This is a genomic window from Rhizobium chutanense (assembly GCF_002531935.1).
GTDB classification, from domain to species: domain Bacteria; phylum Pseudomonadota; class Alphaproteobacteria; order Rhizobiales; family Rhizobiaceae; genus Rhizobium; species Rhizobium chutanense.
The window spans coordinates 337,131-355,400 of the sequence record NZ_NWSV01000005.1 but is presented as its reverse complement, the minus strand read 5'-3'; the positions used below and the strand labels follow the sequence as shown (position 1 = coordinate 355,400).

16 protein-coding genes and 1 pseudogene are annotated in these 18,270 nt (G+C 61.3%); 11 read left to right on the top strand and 6 right to left on the bottom strand.

Annotated features, from left to right (window positions below; translation table 11 throughout):
• The first annotated feature begins 216 nt into the window (after positions 1-216).
• On the top strand, positions 217-519 hold the full coding sequence (locus CO666_RS11150; protein WP_097612122.1) for a hypothetical protein: 303 nt from the start codon (positions 217-219) through the stop codon (positions 517-519).
• A 118-nt stretch (positions 520-637) separates the two neighbouring features.
• Here CO666_RS11150 and CO666_RS11145 read toward each other — a convergent pair whose 3' ends face one another.
• Entirely contained in the window at positions 638-2,938 is a 2,301-nt protein-coding gene (locus CO666_RS11145; protein WP_179869657.1) for a heavy metal translocating P-type ATPase, read from the bottom strand.
• Positions 2,939-3,339: 401 nt separating this feature from the next.
• Here CO666_RS11145 and CO666_RS11135 point away from each other — a divergent pair, with 401 nt between their 5' ends.
• A complete protein-coding gene (locus CO666_RS11135) occupies positions 3,340-4,062 on the top strand; it encodes a CBS domain-containing protein (RefSeq protein ID WP_097612261.1) in 723 nt (240 codons plus the stop codon).
• Between the two features lie 146 nt (positions 4,063-4,208).
• Positions 4,209-5,186, top strand: a complete 978-nt coding sequence (locus CO666_RS11130) for an ABC transporter ATP-binding protein (RefSeq protein WP_097612120.1) — start codon at positions 4,209-4,211, stop codon at positions 5,184-5,186.
• 122 nt (positions 5,187-5,308) lie between these two features.
• Here CO666_RS11130 and CO666_RS11125 read toward each other — a convergent pair whose 3' ends face one another.
• The 3 genes from CO666_RS11125 to CO666_RS11115 form a co-directional block, all read right to left on the bottom strand.
• Positions 5,309-6,133, bottom strand: a complete 825-nt coding sequence (locus tag CO666_RS11125) for a universal stress protein (RefSeq protein WP_097612258.1) — start codon at positions 6,131-6,133, stop codon at positions 5,309-5,311.
• A 235-nt stretch (positions 6,134-6,368) separates the two neighbouring features.
• A complete protein-coding gene (locus CO666_RS11120; RefSeq protein ID WP_425352410.1) occupies positions 6,369-7,289 on the bottom strand; it encodes a DUF6030 family protein in 921 nt (306 codons plus the stop codon).
• Between the two features lie 367 nt (positions 7,290-7,656).
• Positions 7,657-8,562, bottom strand: coding sequence for a sensor domain-containing diguanylate cyclase (locus CO666_RS11115; protein ID WP_097612118.1), 906 nt, complete (start codon positions 8,560-8,562; stop codon positions 7,657-7,659).
• A gap of 263 nt (positions 8,563-8,825) precedes the next feature.
• On the opposite strand from CO666_RS11115, the gene CO666_RS11110 reads away from it, so the two are divergent.
• Both CO666_RS11110 and CO666_RS11105 read left to right on the top strand, forming a co-directional pair.
• Positions 8,826-9,899, top strand: coding sequence for a tartrate dehydrogenase (locus CO666_RS11110; RefSeq protein ID WP_097612117.1), 1,074 nt, complete (start codon positions 8,826-8,828; stop codon positions 9,897-9,899).
• A 224-nt stretch (positions 9,900-10,123) separates the two neighbouring features.
• Entirely contained in the window at positions 10,124-10,600 is a 477-nt protein-coding gene (locus CO666_RS11105) for an Lrp/AsnC family transcriptional regulator (protein WP_097612116.1), read from the top strand.
• A gap of 102 nt (positions 10,601-10,702) precedes the next feature.
• Here CO666_RS11105 and CO666_RS11100 read toward each other — a convergent pair whose 3' ends face one another.
• Positions 10,703-12,079: an aspartate aminotransferase family protein gene (locus CO666_RS11100; RefSeq protein ID WP_097612115.1), complete on the bottom strand. Its 1,377-nt coding sequence runs from the start codon at positions 12,077-12,079 to the stop codon at positions 10,703-10,705.
• Positions 12,080-12,092: 13 nt separating this feature from the next.
• Positions 12,093-12,926 (bottom strand): GNAT family N-acetyltransferase, encoded by an 834-nt coding sequence (locus tag CO666_RS11095; RefSeq protein WP_097612114.1) that lies wholly within the window; start codon positions 12,924-12,926, stop codon positions 12,093-12,095.
• Positions 12,927-13,314: 388 nt separating this feature from the next.
• On the opposite strand from CO666_RS11095, the gene CO666_RS11090 reads away from it, so the two are divergent.
• From CO666_RS11090 to CO666_RS11065, 6 genes and pseudogenes are all read left to right on the top strand, one after another.
• Entirely contained in the window at positions 13,315-13,983 is a 669-nt protein-coding gene (locus CO666_RS11090; RefSeq protein ID WP_097612113.1) for a haloacid dehalogenase type II, read from the top strand.
• Between the two features lie 83 nt (positions 13,984-14,066).
• A pseudogene (locus CO666_RS11085) lies at positions 14,067-14,494 on the top strand (ISAzo13-like element transposase-related protein); the annotation flags it as partial.
• Between the two features lie 237 nt (positions 14,495-14,731).
• Positions 14,732-15,328 carry a TetR/AcrR family transcriptional regulator gene (locus tag CO666_RS11080; protein ID WP_097612112.1) on the top strand — a complete coding sequence of 199 codons (597 nt, stop codon included), beginning with the start codon at positions 14,732-14,734 and terminating at the stop codon, positions 15,326-15,328.
• Positions 15,312-15,914: a 2-hydroxychromene-2-carboxylate isomerase gene (locus CO666_RS11075; RefSeq protein ID WP_097612111.1), complete on the top strand. Its 603-nt coding sequence runs from the start codon at positions 15,312-15,314 to the stop codon at positions 15,912-15,914. The genes CO666_RS11080 and CO666_RS11075 overlap by 17 nt, the downstream gene beginning before the upstream one ends.
• Before the next feature lie 81 nt (positions 15,915-15,995).
• Positions 15,996-16,874 (top strand): 3-mercaptopyruvate sulfurtransferase, encoded by an 879-nt coding sequence (gene sseA / locus CO666_RS11070; RefSeq protein ID WP_097612110.1) that lies wholly within the window; start codon positions 15,996-15,998, stop codon positions 16,872-16,874.
• The gene (locus CO666_RS11065) at positions 16,871-18,247 is read left to right on the top strand and encodes an FAD-binding oxidoreductase (protein ID WP_097612109.1); all 1,377 of its coding nucleotides are present in this window, start codon (positions 16,871-16,873) and stop codon (positions 18,245-18,247) included. The genes sseA and CO666_RS11065 overlap by 4 nt, the downstream gene beginning before the upstream one ends.
• The last annotated feature ends 23 nt before the right edge of the window (positions 18,248-18,270 follow it).

Here is an 18,270-nt window from a genome sequence, read left to right as displayed (position 1 = left end):
TCAAGGACATCCCATCCCGGCCCCGGCCCCGGCCCCGGCCGTAGCCGGATGAGATCGGACAGCGGGACTGGCATGATGCCTGTCAGAGTGTCGCCCTCAACCTGGCCGACCGGTTGAAGGATGTAGCCGACCGCAAGAGCCGCGCCGTCATTCTGCGCAGGCTTGAACGGTGCGCGGGACGCTGGAACCGGCCAGAACGAAGATGGGAGGTCATAGATGTTGTCGACGGAACGAGACTTCAGACGAGGCGGCGAACGGTTCCCTATTCCTTCACAAGGCGAGGTCGAGGGTAGGCTTCTGATGTTCGAAGTGGTTGCCGCCACCTGCTTGCAGGAGCTTCTCGCCAAGCGGGACTCGCATCTTGTCTCCGGACTTCGCCGGAAGCTCCTTCGAAACCTGAAGGAAAAATGCGCCCCTTTGAAGCTATGTGCGGATGACGAAAGATCCGCGAAGGAATTCGCGCTTCAATTGTTGAAGGCGGCCTTGCAAAAGGCGGAAAACGAGAGGCAGGCGGAGTAGCGAAGATCTGCGGGAGGTCCAACGAGCAGAAGTGCAGTTACCTTCAATGCCGGATCCTCAAGCTCGAAGATCGGCGTCTTCGAGATTGGCGCCTCTGTATCGACTGCGGCGAGATTGCTCAGCCGGCTTCCAGCGAGCGGTAGATTTCTTCTTCCTGCGCAAAATGAAGGCGTGTTATGGCCTCCAGGCCGTGCAGCAGTCGCTGGACCTCATAAAGCTGCGTATCTGTCGGCACCTCGCCGGCAAACGCTTTGCACACATCGCTGAGGTTGTGGATTTGCCGTTGGATCTCCATGTGAGTCCGGCTCATGCCGGCCAGAACGTCGGGTGCTGCACTGTGTCGGCGCAGGCGCGCATAAACCTTCTCATCCTGTTTTTCGTGTGGAAGCAGGCGCTCACGGAGTTCGCGATCCAGCTTTTCGAGTTCGTCTTTTGTCTGCTCCCTGGGGAGGCGTTGTATGCGATCCGCCGTGATGCGGATGTCGTCGACCACATCGGCCAGAGCTGCATGTTCAGCCTCCAGTTGCAGCAGATCTTCGTTGCTCAGTCGAGCGGATGCGGTGCCTAACGACAGAGGCGGACCGAGGGCGCGGAGCGCATTCATGATGACGACGACGTCGATCGCCTCCTGAAAAAGCGCTCCTTCCACCGGTGTCAGATGACCAAGTGCGGCCGCGACCATACCTGCCATTGAGAGGGCCATGCCGGCATAGACGCTCTGCAGCGCAATCCTGCGCGAACGTCGCGCGACGTGGATGGCGTCGACCAGCCGGTCCAGCCGGTCGACCAGGATCACGACATCCGCTGCTTCGGATGAGGCAGCGGCCCCCCGCGCACCCATGGCAATGCCGACATCGGCGGCTGCAAGCGCCGGCGCGTCGTTGACGCCGTCACCGATCATCAGGACTGGACGGCTTCTTGCTTGCTCCTTTTGTACGGCGATCGTCTTGCCCTCGGGCTTCATTTCGCTGATGACCTCATCGACCCCGACAAAGGCGGCGACCTCTTCAGCGAGGTCGGCGCGGTCGCCTGTCGCAAGGACAATGCGCGCGATGCCGGCGTCCCGCAGATGCCGCAACACATAACCGGCTTCGGGACGAATTTGGTCCGCGAGGAGGATGGCGCCGGCCAGTGCGCCATCGATTGCGACAATGACCGCGACCGTTCCGTCGCGCCGTATCCAGCTTTGGATTTCTTCGCGAAAGTCCGAGTCTTGAAGCCTCGCGCTCGCGAAGTTCCATCCGCCGGCCAGAACGTCATGCCCGCCGACGCGACCCGTCAACCCGGAGCCGGGAGCTTCGCGCACATCCGAGGGCGTGTCGAGCAAGAGCCCTCGCTCGCGGGCCGCGGTCACGAGAGCCTGCGCCACCACATGGGGAGAGCTCTGATCCAGCGATGCCGCCAGTCTGAGGACCTCGAGTGCGTCGAGATCACCGCGCGCCTTTATCTCAATCAGCCGCGCACGGCCGTCGGTCAAGGTTCCGGTCTTATCGAGGAGAGCGGTCCTTGCGGCTGCAAGCGCTTCAAGAGCGCCTCCATCCTTCACCAGGATGCCTTTCTTCGCGCAGCGGGAGATGCCGGACACGATGGCGACCGGCACGGCCAGTATCAGCGGACAGGGGGTCGCCACGACAATGACGGCCAGGGCCCGTGTCGCATCTCCGGTGAACGCCCAGGCGGATATAGCGATCGCCAAGGTCAAAGCCAGGAATACCATGCCGAACCGGGCGGCCAGCCGCACCATCGGCGCTTTGTTCTCCTGGGCCGCCTTGACCAGCCGGATGACCCCGGCGTAGGTGCTGCCCGCCGCGGCACTCGTCGCCTGCATGTCAAAAGCATCGCCGGCATTCGTTGAGCCGCTCATCACCGCCTGCCCGGATTTTCGCCGGATCGGCAGTGCCTCGCCTGTCAGCGCGGATTCATCGAGCACGGCGGCATTCCCGGCAACGATGCCATCGACGGGAACAACTTCGCCGCGGCGCACAAGAATGCGATCGCCGGGCACGATGGCGGACAAGGCGACGTCCTGGATGCGGCCGCATTCATAACGGGCTGCGCTGTTCGGCACTTTGCCGAGCAGCGCCGTCATCTCCCGGCCCGCCCGGTTTTGGGCAAAGTTCTCCAGGAACTGCCCGCTGGTAAACATGAGTGCAACAATAATTCCGGCAAGATACTCGCCGAAAATAATGGCGCCGCCCATCGCCAGCGCCGCGATGAGATCGAGGCCGAATTCTTTCTTGCGAAGGCTGATCCCTACATCGATCAGGAGGGCAGCCAGGACAACCGCCGTTCCCGTCGTCCATAATTGCGTGGCAACATGCGGTTGCCCCGCAAATCTGGCGAGCCCACCGACGACCAATGCCAATGCGACCAAGGGCAGCATCCATGTCTTTGCGCCACGCCAACCCCGTATCAGCATGTGGGTTCTCCTACCCGAGACCGAAGCGCCGAACGCGCCAGTAAGCCATCTTCAGCGCATGCGCTCAAAAATTACGCCGGCGCCAAGCACCCGTCGAGCCTTGAGAATGCTCCTGCTGCGGAGGACATCGTTTGAGGAAAATCAAGAAGAGGCTGGAAAGCGAGGCCGGCGAGCGCATTCGGAGTGCGAGATCGGTCCGCAGCACCAGCATTGCGCGGAGAGCGGAGCGGTCATTCCGCAACGGCACCGATCACAAGGTCATATTTGACGCCGATCAAAGCGGTCTGCCTGCATCGCGCTACCTTGGTTTCGCGGCTCAGGTAATGGCCCGCCCATTCAAAGATTTCGGTGCACCGCGTTCATAGACGTGATGCGAAACCCACTTCGTCATGGAGTCGAAAATGCGCGTTGAAACCATCATGACTTCGCCGGCGATCACCGTAACGGCGTCCTCTTCCGTCGCGGAAGCCGCCAAACTGATGCTCGACAACAGGATCAGCGGTCTGCCGGTCGTCGACGCCAACGGAACGCTCGTCGGCATCGTCAGCGAAGGCGATTTCCTGCGCCGCAGCGAATTGAACACCGAGCGTAAACGCTCATGGCTGCTCGAGTGGCTGGCCAGCCCCGGAAAGATCGCCGACGACTATGTTCGTACCCATGGGCGACGGGTCGAGGAGGTGATGACCTCGCCGGTCAGCGCAATTGCGCCGACAGCCGCCATTTCCGAGGCGGTCGGATTGATGGAGCGCCGGGATATCAAGCGCCTTCCCGTCGTGGCCGATGGCAGGCTCGTCGGCATCCTCGCCCGCTCCGACTTGTTGCGGGCACTCTCGCAGGCCCTGCCGCCCATTTCGGCTTCCGCCGGGGACGCAGAGGCCCAGGCGGCGATCGAGGCCGAACTGGCAAGGCAGAGCTGGAGCCGCAATGGCTTCATCCACTGCCATGTCGCCAACGGCGTTGCCGAACTGACCGGCACGATCTTCGATGAACGCGAGCGTCTTGCCGCAAAAATCGCGGCCGAGAATGTGCCGGGCGTCACGTCGGTCAGGGATCTCCTCGTCTGGGTCGATCCCTACTACGGCATAGCGCTTCCGCCGCCGGCCGCCGAGGCCAGGCAGACTTGAAACTTCAGGGAGACACATCATGGAACATCCCGCGCCCGTCATTCGCAATGGCGCCGGCCGTTCTGGTTCGGTGACGTCGCCGTGGCTGCAGAGCCGAGGCGCTGCCGAATATCTTCGAAGCGCAAATACGAGGCCGGGACGCTGAAATGCCGAAAAGTCTGTTCGGTTTCGTGTTCCTCATGGGTCGCCATCACCAGATCGCGATCGCGGCTCTTTCTGTTGTTCTCTTTCTCGCCGGCACTGCACCGCTGGAAGTCCAGAGGCGCATCATCAACGCCGCCACAGACGCAGCTCCCTACCAGACCATCCTGATCCTCGTGCTTGCTTATCTCGGCCTTGTCCTCCTGGAAGGGCTGACCAAATTGCTGTTGAACATCTACCGTGGCTGGGTTGGCGAGGTCGCGGTCCGCTGGCTGCGCAAGTCGGCGCTTGCCGCCTCGGAACCCTCGAGCGAGGCTCCCATCGATGCCGTTGCCGAAGGCGTGCAGCTCTCGATCATCATTGCCGAGGCCGAACCGGTCGGCGGTTTCGTCGGCACCAGCATCTCGGAGCCGCTGCTGCAGGCCGGCATCCTTATCGCGGTCGGCGGCTATATGATCTTCCTGCAGCCCCTGATGGCGCTTGCCGTCGCCGTCGTCTTTCTTCCGCAGATCGGCTTCGTGCCGCTGATGCAAACGGCGATCAACCGCCGGGTCGAAACCAAGATCACCGTCATGCGCCATGTCAGCCAAAGCATGGTCCAGCATGTGGCGACGAATGATGCGCTCGATGCCCAGGGCGCCCGGGTGGAGAGGCTCTTTTCGCTGAACATGAGCATCTACAAGATCAAGTTCACGATGAATTTCATGATGAACCTGATGACGCAGCTCGGTTATGCCGGCATCTTCGCGCTCGGCAGCTATTATGTCGTCACCGGCAGGACGGAGATCGGAACCGTCGTCGCCTTCATTTCCGGGCTCTCCAAGATCAGGGATCCGTGGGGAGAACTTATCGACTGGTACCGCGATCTGAGGGTGACGCAGGTCAAATATGCCATGATCCGCGATGCGCGGGCTGCTTCAGAAGCGCCAGGTGGGGCGTTTATCAATGACGCGACGACCGCCACTGGCGCCACGGAGGCTTGAAGACTTGCCGCGGCTACGGCGGTATCTTCCCTACACGGCTTTGGCCTCGCGGACTCGTCTAATCCGGTCATGCCGCCAGAGCTTGTCGCTCCGAAGCCGATTTGAACATCGCCCGCAGGCTCTCAATGTGACAACAGGACAGGCAGGGTGATGCCGGTCAGTATTGATTGGGTGGCGCCGCCGAGCACGAATTCGCGCAGGCGAGAATGGCCGAAGCCGCCCATCACCAAAAGGTCGGCTCGCACTTCGAAGGCTTTGCTTTGTAGCACCTCGCCGATCGGTTCGCCACGCGCGCGCACCCGTGTCGTCTCTGCCGGTACCCCGCTCTTCAGCAGGTTCTCGACAAGATCGTCGCCCGTCTCATATGCCATCGGCTTCTCGTCGATGACGGAAAGTACGCAGACCTTGGACGCCTTCTCCAGGAAAATGGAGGCGTCATGGGCTGCCCGAGCGGCTGCGCGGCTGCCATCCCAGGCGATGGCGACACGATCTATCCGGCCGCCGAAGGGCGCCGAGGGATAAAGGATGAGCGGCCGGCCGGACCCGAACAGCACCGCCTCGACGACCGGACGCGAGATCCCGGCAGATTCCAAAAGCACGAGGTCGTAGGCGCGCGCCGCTTGCGCGAGCGCTTCGACGACGAAAGGCTCTTCGACCTTGATCTGTCGCGTGCGCGCATCGACAGAAGCCGCCTTTGCCTCGTCGACCGCCAGCCGGGTCAGTGCCGAGGCCTGCTTGCGGCTCAGCGCCTGCGCATCGCGCGCCATCTTCGCCGTATCGATGATCAGCGACGACAGTGCATTGGAGACATTGGGAATGGTGATCTCCACTGTACAGACGGTGAGTGTCGCCTGCATGTGGTGCGCAAGTGCGACGGCATTGGAGATCATGAATTCGGAAGTCGCATCAGGATAGGTGAGGAGCGGAAGAAAGATATGCCGTTTCATGATTGACTCCGAATGAGGATCGGGACCCGATGCCGGCATTTTGAAGCTTGCCGGGAATTGCGCATTGACATGCCTCAAAAGGAGCTCTGCGATCTCGAATGGTTGGCGAGGGGTGGCCACAACATTTTGATCGGTCGCAATGACGGACCACAGAATGGTGATGAGCGTTCCCGGAACAGGGAGATCGAAAACGGGCGGCTGTCTCGCCGGTCTGTCGCAGCGCTGCGATGCCAGTTCAGCCACAGGCCAAGCTTGATCTCGGATCGTGACTGCTACCTGCGCCGTCATTGCGCGCGATCGGTTGATCTGAAGTTCGTGGGACCATTGGCGGATTGGCTGCCGCCAGCCAGCGGTCTGTCGAAAAATACGTCCTGGTCCTCATTTGCGGATCTGAGGTCGCTTTGAGGCCAAGAGCAAAATTGAAGTTATTTTCGCTGCCGGCTTCGCGCGTGAAGCTCAGATAGGCGCCGAAACGTTCGGATTCGACATCGCGGAGGTTTTGGATCGACGCAAGCGTATCCTCGAAATCGCGCCAGCACGCCTGCTTCACAATGATCTCGAAAATGCGCAGGACGGCCGGGTCGAGACGTCCCTCAGCATCTGTCTTCGGCCCGATGATCTTGGCGCGGATCTCAAGAATATCGCCCGTTTCATTTCCACGAACCTTGACGAAGGTCGAACTGAGGGGACGGATCTCGTCCCGTTCGTAGATGCGCTGAAAATAACATTCATAGCTGCGGTTGCGCATCGATGCGGCCTTCCATTCGCTCATCTCGATGCCCGCCTCTCGAAGAGCGCTGCAAATATTCGACCCCGACATGCGCCACATCCGCAGAAACTGACTTGCCAGCTCCAGCTTCGGGATCTCGATCAGCCGCAGCGATCCAGGCATCGGCGCAAGAGACGGAGGAGCCGCCATATCGGGGCGGACGGCTATGGGTGGTGATCGGGCAGCCTTGTCGAGAGCCCGATGTTCAAAGCGACCAATCGGAGTTTCGGGCTGGCGGATTTCACGGAAAAAAACAGCGGTAGCGGCAAGAAGCAAAACGGATATCAAAAGCAAAAGCAGCCGGCGGCGGTTGCTCCGCAATGGCAACGTCCAGTGCCGAAATCGGCTGTCGCGAGGAGGATCGGTTGCTGACGACATTTTATCCACGGCGTTCCCTCACAAGCAAAACAAGAGCGGCTGCGAGTTTGGCCTCAATTGCCACGATCCTGTCTGCGGCCAGCCGGCCGGAGTGCTGACCAGATCGGCCCGGCGCCGACGACCGTTTCCTGAGTGGGCAACGGACGTGAAACGGTACAGTCTATTCCCACTCACCTTCAACACAGCGAGTGTGAAGTCGCGTTTATGGGGCGTCAAGCAGCGACCCAGTGTACGGCATCGGCGGCTGGAATATTGCGGAAGAATAGGCCGGCGGCCTGGGCAGGCGATTATGATCGCGTCGCGACGGCCGCGTTGCCTCTTCTGCCTTTTGATCGATTCTGTCTTCGACACAATCCGCCTTCCAGAACTTTTGCACTTAGGCGACGATCTTTAACCGATCTCGACCGCTCTGTTTTGCATGGTAGAGCGCCTCGTCCGCCCGGGCGTATAACTCGCGCGCCGTCTCGCCCGGGCGCAATTCGGCGAGTCCAGCCGAGCAGGTATAAGAGAATGTCGGCGCCGAGCGGATGGGCCGCGCACCTCGAACCGCCTTCAGGATCCGGTCGACGATCAGTTCGCCTTGCCCGAGCGTCGTATCGGGCAAAATCAACATGAATTCTTCACCGCCGATGCGCCCGAAGCTGTCGCGGCGGCGAACCAGAGGTTGGACGCGGCGTGCAAAATCGATGAGCACGCCGTCGCCGGCCTGGTGTCCGTATTGGTCGTTGATGCGTTTGAAGTAGTCGAGATCCATGATGCAGGTGCAGCCGCTGGCCGATTCCGCCGATGCCTGGCGCGCGACCATGCTGTCGAGCGCCGCCATCATGAAGCGGCGGTTGGAGATGCTGGTCAGTTCGTCCGTCTGCGAAGCCCGCAACGCAAAATCGCGATCCTGCCTCAGGTCGCGCTCGCTCGTCTTGATATGGGTGATATCGCTTGCAATGCATAACATCCAACCGTCGGCTTGGACGGTCTCGGTCATCCAGAACCATCGGCCGTCGGCCACATCGGTTTCAAAGGCACGGAACGGGAGCTTGCCACGCCGCGACTGTGCCGAGACCAGCCATGTCTCGAAGTCGGTCGCCTTGATGATCGTGCCCTTCCCCGCCTGCGTATTTCGCCGCATGAGATCGGCCCACAAGGGCGTTTCCTCAGGTTCCAGGGCGTAGGTGGCACGAAAGGCCGCGTTTGCATACTGCAAACGATCATCCTGATCGTAAAGCGCAATCAGGACTGCGCTCTCCTCGCTCAAACCCGCGAGCCGTTCCGATATATTGTTCATCCGACTGTTCCAGGCATCTCAGAATCACGGTGGAATCAGATTATGTTAGCAAAACCTAAAGAGATGATGGATGCCATGCCGCTATCGCAATATTGTGGGCCGCGAAAGCCAAACCGGCTTTCCCCGTGAGGCTGCCAAGCACGGGCCTTTTCCGCGGCGCGTAACTTAAAAATGTTGCACAACGACGGTTCCCAATGGATTGATCCATCGCGCGCTGCGCGAGTGTGAGGCGGACGGCGCGCAAGAGTTACCGGAGACCATCAATGCGTGAATATTCTATCGCGGCTATCCCTGCGGACGGGATCGGACCTGAAGTCATTGCCGCAGGGCGAACGGTGCTCGCAAGTCTGGAAAAACGTCTCGGCGATGTCAGGTTCGCCATCGAAAACTTCGATTGGGGTTCCGACTACTACAAGAGACACGGCGTGATGATGCCGTCCGACGGGCTCGAGCGGCTGAAGAAATTCGACGCGATCTATTTCGGCGCCGTCGGAGCGCCTGACGTACCCGATCATATCACCCTCTGGGGGCTCAGGCTGCCGATTTGCCAAGGCTTCGACCAATATGCCAATGTTCGGCCGACCAAAATCCTTCCGGGCATTACCCCTCCGCTGCGCAATTGCGGCGTCGGCGACCTCGACTGGGTCATCGTCCGGGAGAATTCCGAAGGAGAATATTCCGGCCATGGCGGCCGCGCCCACCGCGGCCTGCCCGAGGAGGTCGGAACCGAGGTCGCCATCTTCACGCGCGTCGGCGTCACCCGCATCATGCGCTATGCCTTCAAGCTGGCGCAGGCGCGGCCGCGCAAATTGCTGACGGTCGTGACGAAATCGAATGCCCAACGCCACGGCATGGTCATGTGGGACGAGATCGCTGCTGAGGTGGCTGCCGAGTTCCCCGACGTCACCTGGGACAAGATGCTGGTCGACGCCATGACGGTGCGGATGGTGCTGAAGCCTGAGAGTCTCGACACGATTGTCGCGACCAACCTGCATGCCGACATTCTGTCCGATCTCGCCGGTGCGCTCGCCGGCAGCATCGGTGTCGCGCCCACCGCGAATATCGATCCGCAGCGCCGTTTCCCCTCGATGTTCGAACCGATCCATGGCTCGGCCTTCGACATTACAGGCAAGGGCATCGCCAACCCTGTCGCGACCTTCTGGACCGCCGCCCAGATGCTCGATCATCTCGGCGAGCAGGAGGCCTCGGCCCGTCTGATGCGCGCCATCGAAGCGGTCACAGGCGCGGGCATTCTCACACCCGACGTCGGCGGCACCGCCACGACCAGGCAAGTCACGGACGCCGTCTGTGACGCAATCCATTCCTCCAACGTCTGATCGGGCAGACGACTGCTGCAATCGCGACCGGCCGAATGGCGTCACACGTCACGGCATCGCCGGTCAGACGGCATAAAATTCTGTTGCAGCCCCCGCCGCATCCCGTTCGTCCCTCTCCGAGCCCACGAAACGCGATCGACATGAGGCTTCGCTGTGCTACTGTCGCGAGGGTGGCGGCACAATATGCTGCGGCCCTTGACAGCTTCGACAGGCGGAGTGGACGGATGAAACTCGACCGGATCGATATTAAAATTCTGCATGAATTGCAGAAAAATGGCCGTGTCACCAATGTTGAGCTCGCCGATCTCGTCAATCTTTCGCCCAGCCCCTGCCTGATGCGGGTGAAGAAGCTGCAATCGGAAGGTTATATCGAGGGCTATTCCGCGCAGATCAATGTCGCCAAGCTCGGACAGACGCTGACCGTATTCACGGAAATCACCCTGAAGAACCACCGGCAGATCGATTTCGCCCGGTTTTTGACGACGGTCGAGAAGATCGACCAGGTGATCGAATGCCATCTGGTCTCCGGCGGCTACGACTATCTTTTGAAATTCGTGACTGCCGGGATCGGCGAGTACCAGACGATCATGGAGCGGCTCTCCGACATGGAGATCGGCATCGACAAGTATTTCAGCTTCGTCGTCTTGAAGTCGCCAATCGTCAAAGCGCATATGCCATTGACGAGCCTGTTTCCGCTTTAAAGTTCAGCTTTTCACGGAACACAGAACCGCTCTCAGCTTTTGTTTTTATGCATTCCCGGCAAAGGCGCTTCGCGCTTGCCTGGGAAAAGCGCTTCGCACCTTTTAGCCCCGCAAGGCCGCGCGTATATCGGGGTCAGCAAGCGTGTCATCAAGCGTTTTGCGCGTGCGCTCGACGATTGCATCGATGTCGGCGTCGGTGCAGCAGAGCGGCGGCGCATAGCCGAGGACGCCGTTGGCGAAAGCACGGATGACCAGGCCGTTTTCCCAGGCGCGGTCGAAGACCCGGCGCGCCGGTTCGGCGGCAGCCGGCAACGGCGTCTTCTTTTCCTTGTCGACCACCAGCTCGACGGCGGCCAGCATGCCGCGACCGCGCACATCGCCGACGAGCGGATGGTCCTTGAGGCCTTCAAGCCCTTGCATCAGCCGTACGCCGGCCTTCCGGCCGTTCGCCAGCAGGCTGGTTTCGTAAAGCTTCAACACTTCCAGGCCGACAGCGGCGCTGACGGGATGGGCCGAATAGGTGTAGCCGTGACCGACGGCCGCGCCGCCGGCGCCATCGGCGATCGTCTGGTAAACATGGTCGCTCATGAAGACCGCGCCCATCGGCACATAGCCGGAGGTCAGACCCTTCGCCGTGGTGATGAAGTCCGGAACGATCTCGTCCTCCTCGCACGCAAAGAGCGGGCCGGTGCGGCCGAAAGCGGTGATCACTTCGTCGGCGACAAACAGGATGCCGAGTTCGCTGCAGAGCGCGCGCATCGCCTTCATCCAGCCCTTCGGCGGCACCAGCACCCCGCCCGACCCCTGGATCGGTTCGGCATAGAAGGCGGCGACACGTTCGGGGCCGATCTCTTCAACCTTGCGCCGCAGGGCTGCGAGGGAGGCATTGATGATGGCCTGCGGATCCTGGCCGACAGGGTTCCGATAGGCGTAGTGGGAGGGAATCTTATGCTGCCAGTCGAAGGGAATGCCGAAGCCGGCGTGAAACGACGGAAGCGCCGTCAGTCCTGCCCCGACGGTCGATGAACCGTGATAGCCTTGCTCGAGGGAGATGAACTGGTCGCGCTGCGGCTGGCCGCGGGCAATCCAGTAGTAGCGGATGAACCGGACCGTGCTGTCGACGGCATCGGATCCGCCCAGGGTGAAGTAAACATGGTCGAGGTCGCCCGGCGCCCGTTCGGCCAATTCCGCGGCTAGCCGGATCGCCGGTTCCGAGCCGAGACCGAAATAGGTCGTCGCATAGGGCAGTTCGCGCATCTGCCGCGCTGCCGCCTCGACGATCGATTCATGACCGTAGCCGGCATTGACGCACCACAGGCCGGCAAAGCCGTCGACCAGCTGCTTGCCGGAAGCATCGGTCACCGTCGCCCCCTTGGCGGAAGCGAGCACACGCACGCCGAGTTTTTCGTGATTGCGGTAGGAGGCGACCGGGTGCACCAGATGGGCGCGGTCGAGTTCGACAAGAGAATTGCTGTACATGATACTCTCCGGATCAGCCCAGCGCCTGGTTGGCCAGGGCGAAGATGGTGGCGACGGATTCGGCGCCTGGAATCGATGGCTTCATCATGGCGATGCCGCCGCCGACATGGGAAAAGCCCTGTTCGGCCAGCCAGTCGGAAAGGCCGGCGGCCGCTGTCGTATCGACCCTGAGGAACATACCGGGCCGCCGGGCGATGAAATGCGCGACGAGCGCTTTGGCGTCCTCCAGGTTCCCGGCAATAACGGGGCCGATGACCTCGCCCCGGCCGAAGGTGCGAAGCACTGCAAAACCGGTGACGCGTCCGTCGCGGCGGACCACGGCGATTTCGCCGACCTCGGCGAGATAGGCGATCAGATCGGTGCGATCGGCGCCGAAGGCCTGCCGATCGAGTTTGGTGACTGTGGTGAAATCGCTCTTGGTGGCGGCTGAGGTTGCCGTCGGCGCGGCGATCTCCGCTGCGATGCCCTGATGCTGCAGAATTCGGCCGGTCGGACGGAAGCCGAGCTTTTCATAGAGGGGAAGGCCATCGGCGGTTGCAACAAGCCGGAGCGGCCGTTCGCCGGCAAGCTCTATCGCGGCATGCATGAGCTTGCGGCCAAGACCGCGGCCGCGCATGGCTTCATCGACGATGACCATATTGATCGTGGCGCAATCCTGCTTGTAGGGGGTCACGAGCACGGTGCCCACTACCCGGTCGTTCTCAATGGCCACGACGCCCTCGCTCAAGGCAAGCGCCATCTGCCAGTCTTCAGGGCGATGAGGCCAGCCGGCCTGCCGCGACAGGTGGACGGCGGCACCGAGGTGTTCGGCGCCGAAAGCGGCAAAATCGATCTGGCTTGTTTGCATGGCATTTCCTTCATTTCTGAATGGAAGTGTGAAGGAGTGCGGGTTGGCTAATCGTCTGAAGGCTGCGCTCCGAGCGGTATCTTATCGTTTTCCCTTTGTCGCCCGCCGCATCTTATGCTGGCATGCGGGCTTCAGACTCCGGGCGTTGCGATCGCCCAGGCGGATGCGGGGCTCCGTCTCCAGCCTTGACGGAATCCGCGGGCGCCTCTTCTCGTTATTCGCCGTCGTTCGGCATCCGCCGGCGCGGAAGCGACACAAGCATCTGCCAAAGCCGCCTTTCGATACGAAATAATCTGCTTCGATCGCCGCCACATTCAGGCGAGCCGGGGGACGGGCCGCGACTATCATGGCGTCAAATGCCTCGCTCCACTCTCCAAAGGATATGCCCATGACCCTGTTGCGTCCGAAATACGTCACCTTCGACTGCTACGGCACGCTGACCAATTTCCAGATGGCGGAAGCGGCGCGTGACCTTTATGGCGACCAGCTCGACGAGGCTGGCATGGCCGAGTTCATCCGCAACTTCGCCGCCTATCGCCTCGACGAGGTTCTGGGCGACTGGAAGCCCTATGCCGCGGTCGTTCACAATTCGCTCGAGCGCAGCTGCAAGCGCAACGGCGTCAAGTTCAAAGACGAGGATGCCCGCATGGTCTATGAGCGGGTGCCGAGCTGGGGTCCGCATGCGGATGTGCCGGCCGGCCTTGCGAAGGTTGCCAAGGAGATCCCGCTGGTGATCCTGTCGAACGCGATGAATGCGCAGATCATGTCGAATGTCGAAAAGCTCGGCGCTCCGTTCCATGCGGTCTACACGGCCGAACAGGCACAGGCCTACAAGCCGCGCCTGCGGGCCTTTGAATATATGTTCGACATGCTCGGCTGCGGCCCCGAAGATGTCGTGCACTGCTCCTCGTCGTTCCGCTACGACCTTATGTCGGCTAACGATATCGGCATCAAGAACAAGGTGTGGGTCAACCGCCGCCACGAACCCGCCAACCCATTCTATGGCTACGTCGAGATCGCCAATATTTCCGGCCTGCCCGGCGTTTTCGGTCTTTAGGCTCTGTTGATAATGGAATCGAGACGGTCGATTTTTGGTGGGGGTGGGATTCCCGTTTGGTTTGAAGCCGGTAGAATCGCGGTGTGATCGACGAGGCTTCCATCCAACTGCGCTATGCTGCGCTTGAACCGGTTCTGGACGAGCGTGGGCGGCGGCGCTTTGCGGCAGCCGAAGCGTTGGCGGGCCGGTCGCGGCGGTGTGACGGCGGTCTCCCGGGTCACCAGTCTGGCGCGCAGCACGATTGCCCGGGGTCTGGCGGAATTGCGCGGCGAGGTCGCCCCGGAGGCGGCTTCGGGTCGGGTTCGCCGCCAAGGCGGCGGCCGGCGTCCGTTAGCCGCTACGGATGCGACGCTTCTGGCCGACCTCAAGGACCTGGTCGAACCGGCCACGCGCGGCGATCCGATGGCGCCGCTGCTGTGGACGGCCAGGAGCCTACGCAATCTGGCAAGCGCTCGGCGCACTTGGACATCGCATCGGCCACAACGTGGTGGCCGATCTGCTGCGCGACATGATTCACCTGCCGCGTCAAACACCTACGAGCCGGATAACAATTATCTTGCAATAGTTCTCCACGTGGCCGGAAATAATTTTCTATCAATTATATAGAAAAAGAAAGACCCGTCGTTCTCAGCGCTTTTGTTCATGGATACCGTGTCCCACGCTGATCGAAGACCTTACGTGCTTCCGAGCAGCCCCGAACCACCCTTCGGGAGCCCTTGGTGAAGACATATCAACCCGAAGCAGTTCTATGAAAGTGCTCATATCAGATCAGATTCTCACCATTGCCGGCGCGCTTTTTTACAGTGAAGGTATCCGCGCCGTCGGCATCGACCGTATCATCGACGAGGCGAAAGTCGCCAAGGCAACGCTCTACCGGCACTTTCCGTCCAAGGATCATCTCGTTGCCGCCTATCTGCAACATCGTCACGACCGGGTCATCCGTTCGCTGCACGAGGTTCTGGAGAGGGCGGCGCGTCCAAGAGACCAGATCAAGCTGATCTTCGAGCAGTTGCATGAGAAAGCCGATAGCCCGGAGTTTAGAGGCTGTGCATTCGCACTTGCGGTCGCCGAGCACGGCGATTCCGAACGTGTCGTCTCCGTTGCACGAACCCACAAGAAAGCCGTCGGCGACATTTTCCGCGTCATCGTGTTGAAGGCCGATATCACGACAGGCCAGACGGCCGCGCATCTTTCGTTTCTTTATGAAGGCGCGCTTGCGACGGTCGCCGTGGGGCGCGATCCGCAGGCCGTTCTCGTCGCTCGTGACTGCGCCCTGTTGGCGTTCGATGCAGCAATTTCCTCAACCATAGCTTTTGAAAGAGCAGACCATGGCAAAGACAATTGATTACTTCTTCGGTATCGGCTCGCCCTGGGCCTATATCGGCCTTCAGCCGTTTAAGGCACTTGCGGCGCAGCATGATGCGAAGATCCGCCCCTATGTCATCCCCCTGATCGAGGACAACGGAGCGATCTATTCCCGCAACCGGCCGGAGGCACGCCGCGCCTACTGGACCAAGGATCTGAAACGCTGGGCGGCCCTGCGCGGCAAGGTGCTCAATTTTGAAAATCGCGCTGCCCTTTCCGATCCGACGCCGGCCGGCCTGTTGGTGATTGCCGCCATCGAAAATGGCGCCGACTGGCTGAAACTCACCGGCGCCCTTCAGGAGGCCTTCTGGACGCGCGGCGAGGACATCGGTAAGCTCGAAGTGCGTCAGGCGATTGCGAATGCGGCGGGATTGAACGCCGCAGAACTCGAGGCTTTTGCTGGGGGCCCCGCCGCCCAGTCGATCTGGACATCGAACATCGAGACCGCCAGGGCCGCCGGCGTCTTCGGCCTTCCGACCTTCCGCTTCGAGGATGAACTCTATTGGGGGCAGGACAGCCTGCCCTTCCTCGAACGCCATCTGAATGGCGAAAGGCTGGTCGCCTGATCGGCGTCCTATCGGACCGGCGCGGCAAAGGCTACGCCGGATCATACACCGCGCGCTCAAGACCGCATTCCGGAGCTTCTCATGTCCCTTTCTTTGCCCGGTTCGCTCGTCTCCACCGAATGGCTGGCGGCGCATCTCGATGACCCGACCCTCGTCATTCTTGACGGTTCGTTCAAGCTGCCCGGCGTGACACCAATCGCTGCAGAAGATTTCGCCGCACGTCACATTCCCGGTACCCGCTTTTTCGACATCGATGCAATCGCCGATCACGAGACGACCCTGCCGCACATGTTGCCCTCGCCAGCCGCCTTCGAACGCTTCGCCGGAGACCTCGGCATCTCGAATGATAGCGTCGTCGTGGTCTACGATACGCCGGGACTGATGTCGGCCGGACGTGTCTGGTGGACCCTACACGTTTTCGGCCATGACAAGGCCGCGATCCTCGATGGCGGCCTCAAGAAATGGTTGGCCGACGGACGGCCAGTGACGGACGCAGTCATCGCTCCTGCTCCGACGCATTTCACCGCTACATTCGACCCGACCGCTGTCCGCGCCAAGACGCAACTTCTCGACAATCTGCAAAGCCAGGCCGAGCAGGTGATCGACGCACGTTCGGCCGGACGTTTTACCGCTGAGGAGACGGAAGTACGGCCAGGCCTGCGGTCGGGCCATATTCCCGGCAGTCTCAATCTGCCGTTCACCGCGCTGGCGGACCCGCACACCGGCGAAGTTCTCCCGGTTTCGGAACTGCGCAAGGCATTCGAAGCGGCCGGCCTCGATTTCTCCAAACCCGTGATCGCGAGTTGCGGCTCGGGGGTGACTGCCGCAGCCCTTGTCTTCGGGTTGCATCTGGTCGGCAAGGACGATGTCGCCATCTATGACGGTGCCTGGACCGAATGGGGCCAGCCCGGCGACACGCCTGCCGAAACAGGCGCCGGCAAGGACCAAAGCGGCAGATGAGGGCGCTTTCTACTACCCTTTCGCAGATGCTGCTCGAGCGGTTCGGCGACCGTTTTTCGACATCGCAGGCGCTGCGCGAACAGCATGGACGCGGCGAATCCCATCATACCCCGGCTATCCCAGACGCTGTTGTGTTTGCGGAAAGCACGGACGAGGTGGCTGAGATCGTTCGGCTCTGCGCGGCCGAAAATGTCCCCGTCATCGCCTTTGGCGCAGGCACGTCGCTCGAAGGCCATCTGACGGCAGTCCGCGGCGGCATTTCCATCGATCTTTCCCGGATGTCGCAGATCATTCGCGTCAGTGCCGAAGATCTCGATTGCACTGTGGAGGCCGGCGTCACGCGCGAACAGCTCAACGCTTATCTGCGTGATCAGGGCCTGTTCTTCCCGATCGACCCAGGGGCCAACGCTTCGATTGGCGGCATGGCAGCGACCCGTGCATCGGGCACCAACGCCGTGCGCTATGGCACCATGCGCGAGAACGTGCTGTCGCTAACTGTTGTGCTGCCGACAGGTCAGGTCATTCACACGGGCGGACGGGCGCGCAAATCGTCTGCTGGGTATGACCTCACCCGCCTCTTCGTCGGCTCTGAAGGCACGCTCGGCATCATCACCGAGGTGACGTTGCGGCTGCAGGGCATCCCGGAAACCATCTCGGCGGCCCTTTGTTCGTTCGAGAGCGTGGAGCAAGCGGTCGCCGCGGCGATCGCGATCGTGCAGCTTGCCATCCCTGTCGCCCGGATGGAACTGATGGACCGTGGCCTGATTTCTGCCACCAACGCTTATTCCGGTCTCTCTCTCAAGATTGAAGATACCCTCGCCTTCGAGTTCCACGGATCCCCTGCCTCGGTTCGGGAGCAGGTCGAATTGGTTGGAGAAATCGTGAAGGATCACGGTGGCAAGGACTTCGAATGGGCCAATGCGCCGGAAGAACGAAATCGCCTCTGGAAAGCCCGCCACAACGCCTTCTACGCAGTCGTCTCGCAACGGCAAAATGCCAAGGGCTGGTCATCCGACGTCTGCGTTCCGGTATCGGAGCTCAGCGGCTGCATTCTCAAGACGCGCACGCTGTTGCAGGACTGCAGTGTTCCGGCTGCCATTCTCGGCCATGTCGGCGACGGCAACTATCACGTGGTCTTCGCCGTGGATCCGGAAAACAAAGCGGAGCTCGCGGAGGTCGCGGCCATCAACAAGAAGATGGTGGAACACGCAATCTCCGTCGGTGGGACGTCGACCGGAGAACACGGCGTCGGCACGGGCAAGGTCGGCTATCTACGCCAGGAACACGGAGACGCCGTCGAACTGATGGCCCTGCTGAAGAACGCCATCGATCCCAAAGGCATCATGAACCCCGGCAAGATCCTGCCCGCGTAGGTGCTGTCGATTTTTCCACCCTT

Excerpts from the sequence above, each read along its gene's own strand:
- CO666_RS11100 (WP_097612115.1), bottom strand. The coding sequence starts at position 12,079 with ATGTACAGCAATTCTCTTGTCGAACTCGACCGCGCCCATCTGGTGCAC.
- CO666_RS11125 (WP_097612258.1), bottom strand. The coding sequence starts at position 6,133 with ATGAAACGGCATATCTTTCTTCCGCTCCTCACCTATCCTGATGCGACT.
- CO666_RS11150 (WP_097612122.1), top strand. The coding sequence starts at position 217 with ATGTTGTCGACGGAACGAGACTTCAGACGAGGCGGCGAACGGTTCCCT.
- CO666_RS11110 (WP_097612117.1), top strand. The coding sequence starts at position 8,826 with ATGCGTGAATATTCTATCGCGGCTATCCCTGCGGACGGGATCGGACCT.
- CO666_RS11145 (WP_179869657.1), bottom strand. The coding sequence starts at position 2,938 with ATGCTGATACGGGGTTGGCGTGGCGCAAAGACATGGATGCTGCCCTTG.
- CO666_RS11075 (WP_097612111.1), top strand. The coding sequence starts at position 15,312 with ATGGCAAAGACAATTGATTACTTCTTCGGTATCGGCTCGCCCTGGGCC.
- CO666_RS11105 (WP_097612116.1), top strand. The coding sequence starts at position 10,124 with ATGAAACTCGACCGGATCGATATTAAAATTCTGCATGAATTGCAGAAA.
- sseA (WP_097612110.1), top strand. The coding sequence starts at position 15,996 with ATGTCCCTTTCTTTGCCCGGTTCGCTCGTCTCCACCGAATGGCTGGCG.
- CO666_RS11135 (WP_097612261.1), top strand. The coding sequence starts at position 3,340 with ATGCGCGTTGAAACCATCATGACTTCGCCGGCGATCACCGTAACGGCG.
- CO666_RS11095 (WP_097612114.1), bottom strand. The coding sequence starts at position 12,926 with ATGCAAACAAGCCAGATCGATTTTGCCGCTTTCGGCGCCGAACACCTC.
- CO666_RS11090 (WP_097612113.1), top strand. The coding sequence starts at position 13,315 with ATGACCCTGTTGCGTCCGAAATACGTCACCTTCGACTGCTACGGCACG.
- CO666_RS11115 (WP_097612118.1), bottom strand. The coding sequence starts at position 8,562 with ATGAACAATATATCGGAACGGCTCGCGGGTTTGAGCGAGGAGAGCGCA.
- CO666_RS11080 (WP_097612112.1), top strand. The coding sequence starts at position 14,732 with ATGAAAGTGCTCATATCAGATCAGATTCTCACCATTGCCGGCGCGCTT.
- CO666_RS11130 (WP_097612120.1), top strand. The coding sequence starts at position 4,209 with ATGCCGAAAAGTCTGTTCGGTTTCGTGTTCCTCATGGGTCGCCATCAC.
- CO666_RS11065 (WP_097612109.1), top strand. The coding sequence starts at position 16,871 with ATGAGGGCGCTTTCTACTACCCTTTCGCAGATGCTGCTCGAGCGGTTC.